This is a genomic window from Rummeliibacillus sp. POC4 (assembly GCF_003576525.1).
Lineage (GTDB): Bacteria > Bacillota > Bacilli > Bacillales_A > Planococcaceae > Rummeliibacillus.
The window spans coordinates 1-16,007 of sequence record NZ_QWUA01000080.1 but is presented as its reverse complement, the minus strand read 5'-3'; the positions used below and the strand labels follow the sequence as shown (position 1 = coordinate 16,007).

Sequence of the window (16,007 nt, the reverse complement as noted above, 5' to 3'; positions counted from 1 at the left end):
GAGAACAATAATGGACAATAGTAGGGGCAAAAAAAATCGGAAAAGCAAAAAGAACAAGATCTTAAGATGGGTTATTGCAACATCAATAGTTTTACTGTTAGTTTCCATAAGTTATGGATCATTTGCTTTTTTTAAAGTAAAAAACGCAATGGATGATTCAAAAGTTGATCTACAAAGAAAAAATAATCGATCCGAATTAAGAGAAGAAGAAGTTACATTTAGTAAAGATCCAGTATCGATATTGTTATTGGGAATAGAAGATTACTCTAGCAAGAAAAAGGATGGGAGGGCAGATACTCAAATTGTAATGACATTAGATCCTAATACCAAAAAAGTTCATATGGTCACTATTCCAAGAGATACAAGAGTGAATATTGAAAATGCCGGTGAATATTCAGGTATACATAGGATCAATTCTGCTTACACCTATGGGGAATTATCAGGATACGGAGAAGCTAAACTTCAGGTAGAAACTGTAGAGAAATTATTGAATATTCCAATAGATCATTTTGTAGCGATTAATTTTGAAGCATTTCGGGATGTTGTGGATGCTCTAGGTGGTGTCACTATCGATATTAAGAAAGGATTTTGGGAAGAAAATATTTATAATAAGAAAAAAATCCATTTCAAAAAAGGGGAAGCACATTTATCTGGGGAAGAGGCATTAGCTTTTGTTAGAATGAGAAAACGAGTAGAGAATGTCACGTATTCTCGAGAAGAAAGACAAAGACAATTTTTGAAAGCAACGGTGGAGCAAGTTTTAAAAACAGGAACAATCCTTAAAGTAGGACAACTATCAGACATACTAGGTAAAAACATTGAAACAGACTTAACTTTCAATGATTTATATGCTTTGCAAAAGCAATATACAAAACTAAACAACTTATCCATAAATTTAATTGACATAGAGGGAACAGATCAGCTGGTAAACAAAGTGTATTATTATATTCCCAATAGGCAAAATTTAAGTGAAGTAAGTGATAGATTACGAACTATACTGAAACTAAATAAGACTGAATTTATAACAAATGCTGATTTTGGTCAATAAAGAGTATATCTGAAGCTTGAAAGTGGATATATATAAACAAGTCTACATCATTGAGTTATTTTTTATCTGGATTGTAGGAGTACCCCATAAACAATGGTCAATATGATATTTGTAATCTTTTATACATGACATCTGGTAATTCAATCGGTCCCATAAAAAAAGCATAATTATTGTATAAAGAATAAAAGCTTTTAGGAGGGATTGTTTATGAATGAACCAACAACAACTAGATCAAGTGAAACTATAGGCTTTAATTTTAAAAACGAAGAATTTTGGAATGTTATTACACATGGTTTAGGTTTCATACTTTCCATTCCAGCGCTCATATTACTAATTGTAAAGGCAAATGTTCTTGGGTCTGCATTACATATGGTAAGTTTTATTGTTTTCGGTGTTTCGATGATGGCATTATATTTGGCATCAACCTTGTTTCATGGATTTTCAAAATATAAACAAGTTTTCTCGAGATTAGATCACGCTTCCATCTATGTATTAATAGCTGGGACATACACACCTATTGCTCTCTTAGGTGTAGGAGGAAAGCTTGGTTGGGTTATTTTTGGTATTGAATGGGGCTTAACCATCTTAGGAATGATCTTTAAATACTTTTTCATCTATCGATATAATGCATTATCGTTAATCATATATATTGCAATGGGATGGCTTATTGTCATCGCATATCGCCCTTTAGTAGATAAGATATCTTGGGTGGGAGCTATTGTATTACTAACGGGTGGAATTTTATATACTGTAGGAACGTATTTTTATCAAAATAACAAAATTCCATTTAATCACGCAATATGGCATTTGTTTGTTTTGGGTGGAAGCGCGGCCATGTACTTGTGTGTGTTGAATTATTTGTGAGTTGCTAAATTATCACAGTAGAAAAATATAAAAGCCTACTATCCATTTGATGGAAGTAGGCTTTACTTATTTCTAGAACATTATTTTAGCTCATTAATTTGTCTAGTTAATTCATTGAACTTCTGGTCAAGATGTATATATTCGGGGTCATTAGCGGATAAAAAACTTAATCTTCCTAAGACTTCTTGGCGTTCATTTTCTAGCTTTAATCGTAATTCTGTTGAGTTCTTTTTTGTTTCATTTTCTGATACTGATTCAAGTTGCTTTTGAATCATTTTATTTGAGAAAACAAGCTTACTCGTAGTGATTTTCTTTAAAAAGTAGAGATCGTGTGATACGACAAGTAATGTACCAGTATATTCAGATAATGTTTCCTCTAATTGTTCTCGAGATGGTAAGTCTAGGTGATTCGTTGGTTCATCCAAAATAAGGGCGTCCTTATCTTCCAAAATATATGACATTAATTTGCATTTGACACGTTCACCCATACTCATTTTAGAGATGGGTTCTTTCCATTGTGCTGCGGTAAACCCTAGGTGTTTCATCAAATTTTGAACTTTGCTTCTTTCTTCGAAGTTTTCTTTATAAAATAATTGTTCAGGCGTTTGTGATAGTGGTAAATCAAATACCTCTTGAGTCAAGTATCCAATATCTGCACTTGGAGAAACCCATATGTCACCATCTGAAGTTTCAAGACCCATAATCATTTTCAGGAATGTTGTTTTTCCGCTGCCATTTGGCCCAATAATCGCTATTTTTTCACCATGTTGAATAGTGAAATTGCCATCGCGAAATAATGTTCGACTTCCAAATGATTTTGCTAGATGTTTAACTTCTATAAAACGTTTTCCCAACTTTTTATGGTGGTCAATGGAAAATTTAACTGTATATTCAGGGGAAACTTTTTCTACTTTTGCTTTCTCAAGTTCATTCTCTAATCTCTTTCTTTTTGATTTTACCTGTTTATCCATTCCTTTTGCTTTTACACGATAGTATTCTTTATAGCCATCTTGCTTCGTTGATTGGCCATGAGCTATTTGAGACCAATTTGAAATTTGATGTATCTGTGATTGAATCCTTTTTATCATTTTCTGTTGTTTTTCAAACGCTAGTTGCTGGGAGCGCCGTCTTTGTTCTCGATGTTGGATGTAATCAGTATAATTTCCATATTGTTCGAATAGCTTTTTGTCTTCAATTGACCAAATTTTTGTAGCAACTTTATCTAGAAAATAACGGTTATGAGAAACAACAATTATCGAACCTTTATAATTTTTCATCAGCTTTATCAATAACTCAGTACTTTTTAAATCTAAATGATTCGTCGGTTCATCTAGTAATAGAAGATTGACATCCTTTGATAAACCTTCTGCAAGTCTTGCTTTTAACCTCTCACCACCACTAAGAAAGTTAAAATCAGTTGTTGGAACATTCCATTTTGATAAAAGAGTAGCCTCTAATGGATTTACATTTTCGGAATGGTAGGTTGCTACTTCTTGTTTAACATAGAAAGTGGTTATGTTTTTTTGAGGATAATGTAATTGCCCATTACTAGGCTTTAAATTACCTTGAATAAGACGTAATAATGTAGATTTTCCAGCACCATTTTTGCCAATGATACCAATGATTTCACCTCTTCGAATCGTTGCATTTATATCTTCAAATAAAGTTTGATCTTGAAATTCGAAGCTTACATTTTGTAGTTTTAAAAGTTCCTGCATATTGTATATCCCTCTTTTCAAAGGGAGAATAAAAAATACCCCCAAAAATTTTTGGAAGGACTAGTCATTTTGCGCCGATTTAAAACGAGCTATTCAAAAACAATAGCTTTGTGTATATAAAGAAAATGGGCAGACTAATCCTATTTTTTGAAATTGAAATATTGGCATTCCAATAAATAAAAAATAAGATTATAGAATCATCGTCCACCCATCGTCCCTTCTGTAATATTTGTCACTATTATACATCAATTTTCATAATTTTGAAAGAATTAAAAATAATCCTTATCAAAAAAGGAAGCACTTGAATAAAATATTTAGTATAAATACCTATAATATAAATCTATGAGCTTAGACATGATTGTCTAGGCTTTTTGTTTAGTTGGAGATTGTACCAGAAATTACTTGTCTAGTTTTCTCAATTTGCATTTATAGTTATTACTATAACACTCTTAAATTTCATGTTTTTATCATAGATAATATGATGGAAAGGAGAAAAATAGATGAAAAGGTTCCTTGCGATTTTACTTGGACTTTCTATATCTCTTGGTACTGCTGGCTATTTACATTATGATGTATATGCTGATGATGATGTTCCTGCAATCACTACTGAATCAGCCATTAAACAAGAAGTTTTAAAAAATTTAGATCAAGTGAACCTTGAGTTTACGATTCCTACAAAAATTCCTGCATATAAATCTAAAGAAGTCGATAAAATGTTCAAAAACATTATGGAGCAATTAAGTTCGACAGCAAATTATGGCTATGGTAATTTGACGGGTTATTCTTATCATATCTCTTCCAAATTAGGTTTGATGCATATAAAAGTTGAAGCATACTATCTTACAACACCAGAACAAGAGAATAAGATTAACGATAAAGTAAAACGTATTGTGAAAGAAAATCATTTGAAAGATATGACCGACTTTGAAAAAGTATACTTTGTAAATAAATATATAGCTTCAAACACTAAATACAGTTCAAATGCAACTGATGGTGGTCACTCTGCATATGCAGTACTGTTTGATCATAAGGCAGTCTGTCAAGGTTACGCATTAGCGGCTTATCGTATTTTAACGGAAGCCGGCGTTGAAACAAAATATATAACTGGCAAGGTGAAAGATTCAAACCATGCATGGAATAAGGTAAAAGTGAACGGAAAATGGTACAACCTAGACATTACTTGGAATGACCCAATGCCTGATCGTGGTGATCGTTATCGCTTAAATTATTTCTTAATCAGTGACCAACAATTAGCAAAAGATCATTATTGGAAATATCGTTCTAAAAATCCAGCTAAAAGCAAAAATTATGAGTTTCTAATGAACGCACAAGCTTTTGATATCAACAGTAATAATTTTTACTATACTTTACAAAATGATTCCAATGTATATAAATGGAATATGAATACAAATAAAAAAACAGCATTATTCCAAAACAATCTGCCATTAAAATATATTGATGTAAAAGGTAAATGGTTAACATTAGAAGATTTTAATGGTAATACAACAAAAGCAAAAATTGACAGATCAAAAAATACAACGGTAACCAAAAATAACTTTAATCATTGGTCAGCCTATGTGAAACAATGAGTTGTTCTCATGACCAAATTGACTTTCAATTAAATAAGGTTACCTCCATCAAGGTAGAAAAACGCTATTCAATATTGTTGAATAGCGCTTTTTTAACCTTTTTTACCTTCCTTAATAATGTCAATGTTATGTAGGCTCGCACCTATATCTCTTATTTTGCATACCCTAACAATGTAGAACGTATCTCATTTGAGAGGAGAATTATTGAGAGTGAAAGGGAGAGAATACCATTACTTTGCAGATGGAAATACCGCTAAAGGAAGTTACAGCCTTTTTGATATTAACTTTTCTGAGTTAGATAAGGTATTCATCTTAAAAGGTGGACCAGGCAATGGTAAATCCATTATGATGAAAAACATAGCGAAAGTTTTCAATGAACAAGGATATGACATAGAGTACATTCACTGTTCTTCAAATGCAGATTCACTTGACGGTGTCATTATATCTTCAGCAAAAATTGCAATTGTAGATGGTACGGCTCCACATATTCTAGAACCTAAAGTGGCTGGAGTAGTTGAGGAATATGTGAACCTTGGCATAGCGTGGAATCAAAATCGATTAGTATCTCAAAAGGATAAGATCAAACATTTAATCGAGCAGAAAGAAACCTATTATATACAGGCTTATGAAGCATTTTCTGAAGCATTATCAATTCATGATGAATGGGAATCTATTTATATATCGAATATGGATTACGAAAAATTGGATGGTCTAACAGAAGAATTAAAAGACCGTTTCTTTCAAGATATCGAGCTAAACAAGGAGGCAAACGTTCGTCATCGCTTTTTAGGTGCAGCTACTCCAAAAGGTGCTATTGACTTTGTCCCCAATTTAACAGAAGGACTACGTAAACGCTATTTTTTAAAGGGAAGACCGGGTTCTGGTAAGTCCACACTTTTAAAAAAATTAGCAGAAACAGCAGAAAGCAAAGGCTTTGACGTAGAAATTTACCATTGTGGTTTTGATCCAAACAGTTTAGATATGCTGATTTTCCGTGAGTTAGGTATGGCAATTTTCGATAGTACAGCTCCTCATGAGTATTTTCCAAGTAGAGAAGGAGATGAAATTATCGATCTCTATCATATTGCGATTACACCAGCAACTGATGAGATATATGAGAAACAAATCAGCGATATTGCCTCTCGTTATCGTGAGAAGATGAATGAAGGAACTGCCAATTTAGCTGAAGCAAAAGAAATACATGAAAAATTGAGGAGAATATATATAGATGCTACTGATTTTAATATCGTTGAAAATATTCAAAATGATATTACATCAACTATCTCCAAAATGTTGAAATAAAATTATTAAATCCATTCACATAACGAAAATAAGATATAAAATATCCATTGAATTGTCATAATTTTTTTGCGGATTAGGCGATTATTAGATCAGTTAAGGCATATTATAGACTAAATTAAAAAGTGGAAAAGTTAAGGCTAAACAGTTTAAATACCAATATAGTCACTAACAATTACCTACCATTTACCTAATAATGAAAAGGATAATTGTATTAGAAGTAATTTTAATCATATTCAAATCCATTTCATAATTACAGAGGTTGCTCTTTTTATAAGAGTGGCCTTTGTTTTTTTACTGCCTTTTAACAAGTGATTTAAAGTATTCGAATAGTTTAAAAGACATAAGTATTATTTATAGAATAATATCATTTTAATTAAATTTATTTATATGTAGCTGGTGATATATGATATTAGTATAAAAGTTAAATATAGGAAGAGAGATGATGATGATGGTATTCCATTTTAAAGCGATTGATCATATCCAATTGGCAGCTCCTAAAGGTAGTGAAAATGTATCACGTCAATTTTTTTCAGGAATATTAGGTTTTGAAGAAATTGAAAAACCTGATACATTGAAGAAAAATGGCGGAGTTTGGTTCGCTTCTGGAAATATTCAAATCCATATCGGAATTGAAGAACCCTTTTCACCTGCGAAAAAAGCACATCCAGCTTTTGAAATAAATAACCTTGAGCAATTGAAAAAACATCTTTCAAATAACAAAATTGATTTTCTAGAAGATGACAAACTTCCTAATGCAAACAGAATCTACATATTCGATCCTTTTGGCAATCGAATTGAACTATTAGAATGGAATGAAGATAATAAATAAAATGTCCTTTTTTTGAAAATCTCTTCTATTTGATTAATAGAGGAGGGATTATTCATGAAAAAGAATTGGTTAATAGCTATCGATGCAGGACATGGAAAATATACACCTGGAAAGCAAACTCCCGATGGGGCAAAGGAATGGCATTTTAATAACAAAGTAGTACAAACAATTGAAAAACGTTTAGGTAAAGCAAATGGGATTAAATATATTCGAGTTGATGATCCGACGGGAGAGAAAGATAGAAGTCTAATTGAACGGGTTAAACTAGCCAATATTAAACAAGCGGATCTATATATATCAATTCACCACAATGCAAACACAGGGAAATGGGGAACTTGGACAGGTGTAGAAACATTTGTCATGATGCCCAAAAGTAAAAATCCGAAGTCAACTATAGCTGCTCAATGTATTCATCCCAAAGTTGTAAAAGCCATGGCACTAAAGGATCGAGGTATTAAAGAAGCCAATTATTTTGTACTAAAGGAAACAACGATGCCAGCAATATTAATAGAAGGTGGTTTTATGGACTCGACGATTGATATAAAAAGGATTAGAGATAGGAAAAGATTAGAAATGCAAGGAAATGCAATTGTTGAAGGAATTCTAGAGTATATTTCGCTTATAAAGGACAGATTCTAACCTTAAACTTTCGTTACAGATATAACGCAGTCAATGGCATTTATATTTATTTCAAAAAGGGTAATATTCGCTTAAAGGAACCAAAAATTATAAAATAGAGTCATAGATTACAAAATATACGGAATGATTGCTTGTAGGTGATTTTTATGAAAAAAAGATTAAGAATATCATTTGTTATCAATATTTTGTTGATGGCTGTGTTAATTACTGTGATAGTCCAAACGAATAGTCTTGCTGTGATGAAAACGAAGATGGATAAAAAGTCAATAAATGAAGAGTCGGTTGTTTTACGTCAAGCACACTATGACCAACGTCAAACATTGTTCGAAAGACTATCAGTGACAAGGGAATCCACGGTTATGCTGGGGGATAGCATGATTTTATACAATGAATGGGCTGAAGAATTTCCGATTGCACCAATTCTTAATCGTGGGATTGGTGGAGATACTACATTTGGTCTTTTAAAGCGATTGGATACCATTACAAGTGGTAAACCTAAGCGAATCGTATTAATGATTGGCGTAAATGATATATCAAAAGGATTTACTGAAGAACAAACTCTAAAAAACTATGACAAAATTCTATCAACAATCGAAGAAAAAAGCCCATCTACTAAAATTATTATGACATCTGTATTACCTGTAAACAAAGAATTATACGGTTATCGTGTCCACAATTCACAGGTAGTTAGTCTAAATACAGGTTTAAAAAAATTAGCAAGCAAGCATAAGATTCTGATGATAGATATTCATGACAAGTTCTTGAAAGACGACCATATGGATAGCCAATATACTAGTGATGGCCTTCACCTAAATGGGAAAGGTTATGCTATATGGATTAATGCTTTAAGACCTTATATGGAAAATTAGCTATGTAAAAAATGGATGACCTAGGCCTTCTAAAAAGCCTTTAGGTCATCCTTCTTTTTATAATTAGTTTTTGCAAACTTGCATGAAATATAAAAACCAAACAGCGTGATTTTGTTCATCAGATGCAGCTTCAGAAAACGCACAACTAATCCAAGGCTCATGAACTTTTCTAGCTACAGAATGATAAAAATCCACTGTTTCTTGCTCATCGTGGAATGCTTTATCAATGCCATGTAGAAAGCTTTTCGGATAGGTTGGCTGAGTTTGTGGATGATATTGACATCCTGTTAAACAAAAATAAATATGTTCGAACATATGAAAATGGCGAATTTCATCTTCTCTTATTTCTAAGATTTTCTTTTTCATACTTGCTTTAGGTGCCATATTAGCAAGCATTTCGTAAAAACATATTGCTTCATGTTCTCCATCCATTGCTTTTGTTAGGTCATTCAATACAGAATACTGCATTTGATGATCACAGTTATTAAAATCCAATAGATATCCCTCCCACTAAATACTTTATGAAAGGTTGGGATACTGCGGAACTTGTCTAATTTCAAATATTAGAAAATTAGCCCGATATTATTTAAGGAAGGAATTGACCAAAAAACATCGAATAATAATGGAGTAAGGAGATGTTAACTATGAAAAATCAATTAGATTTATTTGAATACGCAGATAAACTAGCAAATCTAAAATCGATCATTCAGGAAATACATAACCTAGAAGTAGGGAAAGAAATTACATATTCAAACTTCTGTATTCGAAGAACAAATCGATTTTTTGAAGTTCTTCAAACAGATATTTTTCATGAATGTTTTCGTGAAGCTGAGCAATGCATCCATTTTATCAAAAGTTATCTTGAAACGGATGATTTTATCAAGTAGTTATCGAGCAAATTTAATCTTCCTTGATTCTTTCTTGTTAAAGAAAGATTTGTGGATAGCTAAGGAATAGACCAAAACGATAGACGACCATAAGAAGTTCCCTATAAATAACTGCTTATTATATGAAAGAATTATAAGATAGCTAATAACTCCGAAACCAATACAGTAAAGAACCATTAACCATAATCCCCAAGGTTTTAAATTCATATATCCATATATGATTATTAAAGTTGTGATGGCAATAAGAACACGGAATAATTCCTCTGGAAAATTAGGTAAACCGATTTTTTCAACAAATTCAATCTTGCTAGCGATTTGATCAAAGAAAAATGTCGTAGCGATTAAAGCTGTTATTCCGAAAATGTATATATAACTAATTAGTGTAATTCCAATTGGTCTTTTCAAAGTAGAATCCCTCCATATTCTAAAAATTGCAACTAAAAACAGTACTAATGTATTACACATATAATAATATATATGCATGATAAGTTGCTTTATAACCATAAGCAAGGGGCTGATCCGTAAGTTTTCTACTTACAGGCCAGCCCCTTGCTTATTTATATATCATATTAACAATATTAAGAATCTTAATGAGATTAAGTGAATAGTATAAATAATATATAGTTCTGGGACAAGTGATTAAGGGAGGGTAGATTTAGATGAATGCGGACAAATTAAAACAATATATTGCACTCTTTGGAGGATTGCTCTCAACGATTTACTTATTTCTGGATTCGATAGGTGTAGCCCCTAAATGGTTTACGCCAAAAGTGATAAATAGTTTTACGGATATGGTGATGGCAGCGGTACCATTTATTATCATTGGATATGGGGTTTGGAAGAACAGTTATATCGTTACTAAAAAAGCAAAAGAGCAAGAGAAATGTTTGAAAGAAAAAGGATTAAAATAACACAAAGATAGGTTTCGATGGTGATAATAATAATTTTACTTCATTAAACATCAAAAATATAAGAGGTGGATTTCTGAAGGAGAAATTACAAAAAGCTTTGGAACGTCAACAATTAGTAACAATCATATATATGTCTAAATTAGGGAAAACTACAAAAAGACGTTTGAAGATATTGGAGATAAAGGATGATAAATTCCGCGCTTATTGTTATAAAAAAAATGCTCAACGAACGTTTTTCATAGATCAAGTGCTAGCTGTTGAACCAGTTATTCAAAAGGGAAACGAAATTATTTGAGTGATTACTGAAAAATAAAAGAAACCATAAAACAAATTTTGGGTCTCATGGTTTCAGTCAATTTGTATGTTTGCTTCATTACTTTTTTATTTGGTGCCTATTTTCTTTTTTCTATTTTCCTAGTTAAGTAGTCTACTTGCCTTTGTAAATTTTCTATTTGTTTTGTTAGTTCGGTCTGATTATTTGGTAATTGATTATTTGAATTTTGATTATCTTGATTATTATTATTTTCATTTTGTAATAACTGTTGTAAAGCTATATTACTCGCTACAGTAGTTAATCCATCTCCTAAAGTATTGAGTATAGACCCAATAAAGGCTAGCCTGGCGGCAAGGATATCAGGTGATTCGTTATTAAATTCATTAGGATAATTATTTTTATTAGCCAACCTAATGCCTCCCTCTATATTTCTTTTATTATTAAAATATGAAAGTCATACTGAATTAGTGTGTGCAAATGATATTGTACTTTGCCTAACGTGCCAATAAAATAGCTCTTAGAGTATTTATTGGGATAAATACCCTTATCCTTTTTCCGTATGTATTTATTAACATTAAAATACTATACTCAGAAAATTGTAAAATAGTACCAGATTCCCAATATCAATTTAACTGTTGTTATAGCCCCAAAAGAAAAAGGCCCATCCAAATAAATGGAAATCCCAGACCCCTCTTTTTATAGAGGGGTTCGCTTTTGAGAAATCCATCAATTATTGTTTTTGGGATTCACATATTTACCGTACTCAGGTATAGCAATCTGTTCAAAATTTTTAACGAGTTTTTGTAAACTTTTTGTCAGCAATTCGCCTGACATAGGTAAACCGTGTCCGGTAACAGCAACAGCAGGTTTTAATGCTTGTAACTTAATGACAGATTCCTTAGCTGCTTTCCAATCTGTAGTAAGGTATCTAGGAGGTCCACTGATTTCTTGCTTTTGAGTTAAAACGTTATAAAGGTATTCTTGTTTAACTGTAGTAAATGCATCACCTGCTATTAGAGTCCTATCTTTTTCTCTAAATAAAGAGACATGTCCAGGAGTATGTCCAGGTGTATGAATCCATTTAAAATCAGGCATATGAGGAATTGTTCCATCAGATGGTAACTGTCTTACGTTATCCCCCAAATTGATTGGCTCATTAGGAAATATGAAAGACATCTTCGCTACCATTCCACCTTCGACAGTTGTGTCTGGTTCTGGGTAACTTTTTTTACCCGTTAGATAGGGAATCTCTAATTCATGTGCATAAACAGGGATTTTCCAATGTTTAACTAAATCAATAATAGCTCCAACATGATCAAAATGACCATGCGTTAAAATAATAGCACTTGGCTGATTATCACCAAAATACTTTTCGGTAGTTGAAATAATTTCATCGGCTGATTTAGGCATTCCTGCATCAACTAAAACAAAATCATTTGTTTCCAAATTTCTAACTAAACACATATTCACAACTTGGATAGTGTAACAAAGTAAGCTTGGTAATACTTCAATACCCATCCCACTTCCTACAGAAGTTACGGGGATATATTTATAATCATTGCCATAATTCATGTCTTGGTCCATTTTTCTACCTCCTAAAATCCTTCGATGGTTATACTTCCCTTTTAAAAGAAAATTATTTCATCCCAAATTTATACAAAAAAAGTACGCTTGAACGGGAATTCAAGCGCATGAACGAAGAGGGTTATGGTTAAGAGTAGACGGTTCTTGACACCGTCTATCTTCATTTTTAACAACTTGCGATTTATTTATACGGTCTAGAATAATTACAGGAAACTGTAGTTTCAAAATTTTGTATGCTTTTTCATTCTGAATAATTATAGGCTCTACGAGAATAATAAAAACGAAACGAAGAAAGGAGTCCAATCATGGAAATACCAGTTCGTAATAAAAGTAATGGAAAGGAAAATACAAAAGAAGCGAAATTGGCATGGTGGCAACTGTCCCTTATTGGTGTTGGATCTATTATTGGGACAGGTTATTTTTTGGGCTCAGGAATTGGTATATTAAAAACTGGCCCTTCCATTATTGTTTCCTTTATCCTAGCAGCTCTTGGCACATATATAGTATCTAATGCACTTAGCAAAATGTCAGCACAAAACCCTCAAAAGGGGTCTTTTCGTTCTTATGCAAAATTAGCATATGGCCGGTGGGCAGGCTTTAGTAGCGGTTGGGTTTATTGGTTCTCCGAAATGCTAATATCTGGTAGTCAGTTAACGGCCCTTTCTCTTCTTTCTAGATTTTGGTTTCCTAATGTTCCACTTTGGATATTTGCTACTGGATATGCCATTCTTGGTATCACTGTCGTTTTAATAGGAACTAAAGGTTTTGAAAGAATCGAAAATGTTTTTGCAGTGATCAAAATTGCAGCTATTTTAATGTTTATCTGTTTGGCTATAGCTGTTCTGTTTGGCTTTTTTGGAGGGAGTAGTAAAGACTTTCTTGTTCACAATTCTATGAAAGAGTTTTTACCAAAAGGAATTACAGGGCTTTGGTCTTCCTTAATTTTCGGCTTTTATGCTTTTAGTGGAATAGAAATCCTAGGTATATTAGCAACGAGACTTAAAGTCAAAGAAGAGATTCAGAAATCTAATACTATCATGTTAATTATCCTAACAATTATTTATTTATCCTCCATATTTTTAGCGACAAGCTTAGTAATGATTGATAAATTTAATACTAAGGAGAGTCCGTTTATCATTGCTCTGGATAAATTTAATCTTTCATTTTTCCCTCATGTATTTATTGGAGGAATCATCATAGCAGGTTTTTCAACTATGGCTGCATCTTTATTTGCTGTCACCAGTATGCTAGTAACGATGTCAGAAGATGGTGACGCCCCAAAAGTTTTTTCGAAAAAGGGAAAACTTAAAGTACCACCTTATGCATTAGCATTAACAATTAGTGGGATGATTATTTCCATTGTTTTATCGCGTCTAATGCCAGATTCTGTGTATGAATACATTACAACAGCTGCAGGGTTAATGCTTTTATATAACTGGGTGTTTATACTTATTTCTCTTCCAAAGCTAATAAAAGCTACTGGTTTCGACCATGTTAAAAGAATTATTGGAATGATTTTAATATTGTTAGCAGTTAGCGGGACATTACTTCATGAGTCCAGCAGACCTGGATTTTTTGTAAGTATAGTGTTTCTCCTAATTATTTTGACAGTCGTTCTTATTATGCATTTTGGAAAATCCAAAAAGAAGAAAAAAGAAAAAAATATATTTCCGAGAGGGATTTATTAATGACTTGCTAATAGTTTTACTGCCTGAATACCAAAATAAACGCCAAACCCAATAAGAGATAATCCAGACACAATAGATATAAAAGCAAGAAGTTTCGTAGTTAGGTACTTCCTAAAGCTACTTGCTACACATGCCATAGTAATATCCCAAAAAAATAGTCCCAGGAAAATAGCTGAACTGTAAAGAATAACATCGGCTGTTTCATAATCTACTACAGTTTTAGCTAGTACTGAGCCATAAATTCCAAGCCAAAAAAGAATCGTTAGTGGATTTAATAAAGACATAAAAAAGCCTGAAAAAAATGATTTAGTAAGAGAAAAATTGTGATCATTACTCCTTTGAATGGTTTTACCTACACTGACAATGCTTTCAATCCCCGTATATACAAGTACAAAAAAGCCAAAAGACCATAATAAGGTTTGCATAAAGGGTGTATCTAAAAAATTTATTACTCCAAGGTATACTGTCAGCATATACAAAGCATCTGCGCACATAGCACCTAGTCCAACAAACCAAGAGGGGAAAAAGCCCCCTTTAATACCTTTATCTATTTGTGCGGCATTAATTGGACCAATTGGTGCTGCAAGAGATATTCCGAGGAAAACATAACTAAAAAAAATACTCAAATTATTGGCTCCTTAAAAATAAAAAGTTGTTTGTAACAACATGCTATTCAAAAGGGTTAGTTTGTAGGACAACTTTTTGGGAATTTCCAAAGGTTGAAGAACTCTAATAAAGCTATTACAGGAGAGAAATTAAATGACTGTTTATGTTCATCAAACATTTGAGATTAAGCAAGATAAATTTAATGAAGGAATTGAAAATATTCAACAAATAAAAAAGTATCGAAACGAAAACTATAATCATAAGGTAGATATTTTAGTCCCAATAACAGGTCCTGATCATACGTACTCGCTTATTTCGACATACGATGGATTAGCGGAGATGGAAATACAAAATAAAAGAATGTACGATGATGAAGAGTATTTAGCATTAATAGGCGACTTATTTTTAGAACAAATTGTTCAAGGTTCGATCAATACACAAATTTATCGTTCGATGAGTGAAATAAAGAATGATAAACAAAAAGAAAGTAAAAATAATTAGCATAGGGTTCAGCGGCTAAGTTTTTATAAAGTAGAAACAAGTACATTTACGGAGAAAATGATATGAACATAATAGGAAAAAAGTGTGTATGAACAAAATAAGAGGGGAATTGTAAAAGAAATGTATCTGCATAGTTTCGATATCGGATTAATTAATGGATTGAAAGAACCAAAAGAATAGGAAATCTAATCATAAAAAATAACCGGGAAGCCAATTAAGGTCACCTGGTTTTTTTATCCATTTCAATCTTTCAGCGTGTGTTATTTGTATATAAAAAATCATCCCTGGCAATAACGCTTCACAAATATTTACGATAAAACTAAAAAAGAGCAAGAGTTTTCGCACTCGCTCTTTTCTTAATCATGTAGTAATCCAAGTGTAATTTATAATTCCAAAAGCAATTAAGGTCGCCAAAGTTGATATAATTAATAAAATAAAGGCAATTTTAAATTCAATACGTGCTTTTGCTTTATTTAATTTATAAAAATATACCTCTGTAAAAAACATGGTCAATATTATAATTAGCCCACAAATATTTAAAAAAATTATCCCACTCATTTAATACTCCTCATATAAACATTAATCTCTTCTAAAGTTTATTTCTATAGATAATTGTATCATACAAGTTTTCACAAATTATCCAAACTTTAAATAAGTACTAACATAAACAAAAGATACTGAAGAGTCATTTTGGGAGT

Annotated in this window: 19 protein-coding genes; 12 read left to right on the top strand and 7 right to left on the bottom strand. The window is 32.1% G+C overall.

Going from position 1 to position 16,007, the window contains the following annotated elements; all coding sequences use genetic code 11:
* Together D1606_RS16170 and trhA are read left to right on the top strand one after the other, a co-directional pair.
* On the top strand, positions 1-1,048 hold a 1,048-nt coding region (locus D1606_RS16170; protein ID WP_233548148.1), incomplete at its 5' end, for an LCP family protein.
* 207 nt (positions 1,049-1,255) lie between these two features.
* A complete protein-coding gene (gene trhA, locus D1606_RS16165; protein ID WP_119417047.1) occupies positions 1,256-1,912 on the top strand; it encodes a PAQR family membrane homeostasis protein TrhA in 657 nt (218 codons plus the stop codon).
* 80 nt (positions 1,913-1,992) lie between these two features.
* Here the strand turns inward: trhA and abc-f are convergent, their stop codons facing one another.
* Positions 1,993-3,630 carry a ribosomal protection-like ABC-F family protein gene (gene abc-f, locus D1606_RS16160; RefSeq protein ID WP_119417046.1) on the bottom strand — a complete coding sequence of 546 codons (1,638 nt, stop codon included), beginning with the start codon at positions 3,628-3,630 and terminating at the stop codon, positions 1,993-1,995.
* Positions 3,631-4,130: 500 nt separating this feature from the next.
* Here abc-f and D1606_RS16155 point away from each other — a divergent pair, with 500 nt between their 5' ends.
* The 5 genes from D1606_RS16155 (at position 4,131) to D1606_RS16135 (ending at position 8,858) form a co-directional block, all read left to right on the top strand.
* On the top strand, positions 4,131-5,219 hold the full coding sequence (locus D1606_RS16155; RefSeq protein WP_119417045.1) for a transglutaminase domain-containing protein: 1,089 nt from the start codon (positions 4,131-4,133) through the stop codon (positions 5,217-5,219).
* Between the two features lie 210 nt (positions 5,220-5,429).
* Positions 5,430-6,521, top strand: coding sequence for a PRK06851 family protein (locus tag D1606_RS16150; RefSeq protein ID WP_119417044.1), 1,092 nt, complete (start codon positions 5,430-5,432; stop codon positions 6,519-6,521).
* A 448-nt stretch (positions 6,522-6,969) separates the two neighbouring features.
* On the top strand, positions 6,970-7,350 hold the full coding sequence (locus D1606_RS16145) for a VOC family protein (RefSeq protein WP_119417051.1): 381 nt from the start codon (positions 6,970-6,972) through the stop codon (positions 7,348-7,350).
* A gap of 54 nt (positions 7,351-7,404) precedes the next feature.
* Positions 7,405-7,989: an N-acetylmuramoyl-L-alanine amidase family protein gene (locus D1606_RS16140; protein ID WP_119417043.1), complete on the top strand. Its 585-nt coding sequence runs from the start codon at positions 7,405-7,407 to the stop codon at positions 7,987-7,989.
* 146 nt (positions 7,990-8,135) lie between these two features.
* Entirely contained in the window at positions 8,136-8,858 is a 723-nt protein-coding gene (locus tag D1606_RS16135; protein WP_119417042.1) for a GDSL-type esterase/lipase family protein, read from the top strand.
* A 63-nt stretch (positions 8,859-8,921) separates the two neighbouring features.
* Here the strand turns inward: D1606_RS16135 and D1606_RS16130 are convergent, their stop codons facing one another.
* Complete coding sequence (locus D1606_RS16130; protein ID WP_367269492.1) at positions 8,922-9,353, bottom strand: ferritin-like domain-containing protein; 432 nt, start codon at positions 9,351-9,353, stop codon at positions 8,922-8,924.
* Positions 9,354-9,502: 149 nt separating this feature from the next.
* On the opposite strand from D1606_RS16130, the gene D1606_RS16125 reads away from it, so the two are divergent.
* On the top strand, positions 9,503-9,745 hold the full coding sequence (locus tag D1606_RS16125; RefSeq protein ID WP_119417041.1) for a hypothetical protein: 243 nt from the start codon (positions 9,503-9,505) through the stop codon (positions 9,743-9,745).
* On the opposite strand, the gene D1606_RS16120 is transcribed toward D1606_RS16125, so the two are convergent.
* The gene (locus D1606_RS16120) at positions 9,746-10,150 is read right to left on the bottom strand and encodes a hypothetical protein (RefSeq protein WP_119417040.1); all 405 of its coding nucleotides are present in this window, start codon (positions 10,148-10,150) and stop codon (positions 9,746-9,748) included. It lies immediately after the preceding gene.
* 254 nt (positions 10,151-10,404) lie between these two features.
* Between D1606_RS16120 and D1606_RS16115 the strand changes: the two genes are divergently transcribed.
* Both D1606_RS16115 and D1606_RS16110 read left to right on the top strand, forming a co-directional pair.
* Entirely contained in the window at positions 10,405-10,656 is a 252-nt protein-coding gene (locus D1606_RS16115; protein ID WP_119417039.1) for a phage holin, read from the top strand.
* Positions 10,657-10,753: 97 nt separating this feature from the next.
* Entirely contained in the window at positions 10,754-10,951 is a 198-nt protein-coding gene (locus D1606_RS16110; protein ID WP_233548147.1) for a WYL domain-containing protein, read from the top strand.
* Positions 10,952-11,048: 97 nt separating this feature from the next.
* Here the strand turns inward: D1606_RS16110 and D1606_RS16105 are convergent, their stop codons facing one another.
* Complete coding sequence (locus D1606_RS16105; RefSeq protein ID WP_119417038.1) at positions 11,049-11,339, bottom strand: translation initiation factor 2; 291 nt, start codon at positions 11,337-11,339, stop codon at positions 11,049-11,051.
* Positions 11,340-11,656: 317 nt separating this feature from the next.
* Entirely contained in the window at positions 11,657-12,514 is an 858-nt protein-coding gene (locus D1606_RS16100) for an MBL fold metallo-hydrolase (protein ID WP_119417037.1), read from the bottom strand.
* Positions 12,515-12,819: 305 nt separating this feature from the next.
* On the opposite strand from D1606_RS16100, the gene D1606_RS16095 reads away from it, so the two are divergent.
* Entirely contained in the window at positions 12,820-14,202 is a 1,383-nt protein-coding gene (locus D1606_RS16095) for an amino acid permease (RefSeq protein WP_119417036.1), read from the top strand.
* Here D1606_RS16095 and D1606_RS16090 read toward each other — a convergent pair.
* Entirely contained in the window at positions 14,199-14,828 is a 630-nt protein-coding gene (locus D1606_RS16090; protein ID WP_119417035.1) for a LysE family transporter, read from the bottom strand. The genes D1606_RS16095 and D1606_RS16090 overlap by 4 nt on opposite strands.
* 133 nt (positions 14,829-14,961) lie before the next feature.
* On the opposite strand from D1606_RS16090, the gene D1606_RS16085 reads away from it, so the two are divergent.
* On the top strand, positions 14,962-15,309 hold the full coding sequence (locus tag D1606_RS16085) for a hypothetical protein (RefSeq protein WP_119417034.1): 348 nt from the start codon (positions 14,962-14,964) through the stop codon (positions 15,307-15,309).
* 360 nt (positions 15,310-15,669) lie between these two features.
* Here the strand turns inward: D1606_RS16085 and D1606_RS16080 are convergent, their stop codons facing one another.
* Positions 15,670-15,867, bottom strand: coding sequence for a hypothetical protein (locus tag D1606_RS16080; RefSeq protein WP_119417033.1), 198 nt, complete (start codon positions 15,865-15,867; stop codon positions 15,670-15,672).
* Positions 15,868-16,007: the final 140 nt, after the last annotated feature.

Coding starts and splice junctions, on each gene's coding strand:
- D1606_RS16145 (WP_119417051.1), top strand. CDS start 6,970: ATGGTATTCCATTTTAAAGCGATTGATCATATCCAATTGGCAGCTCCT.
- D1606_RS16115 (WP_119417039.1), top strand. CDS start 10,405: ATGAATGCGGACAAATTAAAACAATATATTGCACTCTTTGGAGGATTG.
- D1606_RS16155 (WP_119417045.1), top strand. CDS start 4,131: ATGAAAAGGTTCCTTGCGATTTTACTTGGACTTTCTATATCTCTTGGT.
- D1606_RS16135 (WP_119417042.1), top strand. CDS start 8,136: ATGAAAAAAAGATTAAGAATATCATTTGTTATCAATATTTTGTTGATG.
- D1606_RS16100 (WP_119417037.1), bottom strand. CDS start 12,514: ATGGACCAAGACATGAATTATGGCAATGATTATAAATATATCCCCGTA.
- D1606_RS16085 (WP_119417034.1), top strand. CDS start 14,962: ATGACTGTTTATGTTCATCAAACATTTGAGATTAAGCAAGATAAATTT.
- D1606_RS16140 (WP_119417043.1), top strand. CDS start 7,405: ATGAAAAAGAATTGGTTAATAGCTATCGATGCAGGACATGGAAAATAT.
- abc-f (WP_119417046.1), bottom strand. CDS start 3,630: ATGCAGGAACTTTTAAAACTACAAAATGTAAGCTTCGAATTTCAAGAT.
- D1606_RS16080 (WP_119417033.1), bottom strand. CDS start 15,867: ATGAGTGGGATAATTTTTTTAAATATTTGTGGGCTAATTATAATATTG.
- D1606_RS16095 (WP_119417036.1), top strand. CDS start 12,820: ATGGAAATACCAGTTCGTAATAAAAGTAATGGAAAGGAAAATACAAAA.
- D1606_RS16125 (WP_119417041.1), top strand. CDS start 9,503: ATGAAAAATCAATTAGATTTATTTGAATACGCAGATAAACTAGCAAAT.
- trhA (WP_119417047.1), top strand. CDS start 1,256: ATGAATGAACCAACAACAACTAGATCAAGTGAAACTATAGGCTTTAAT.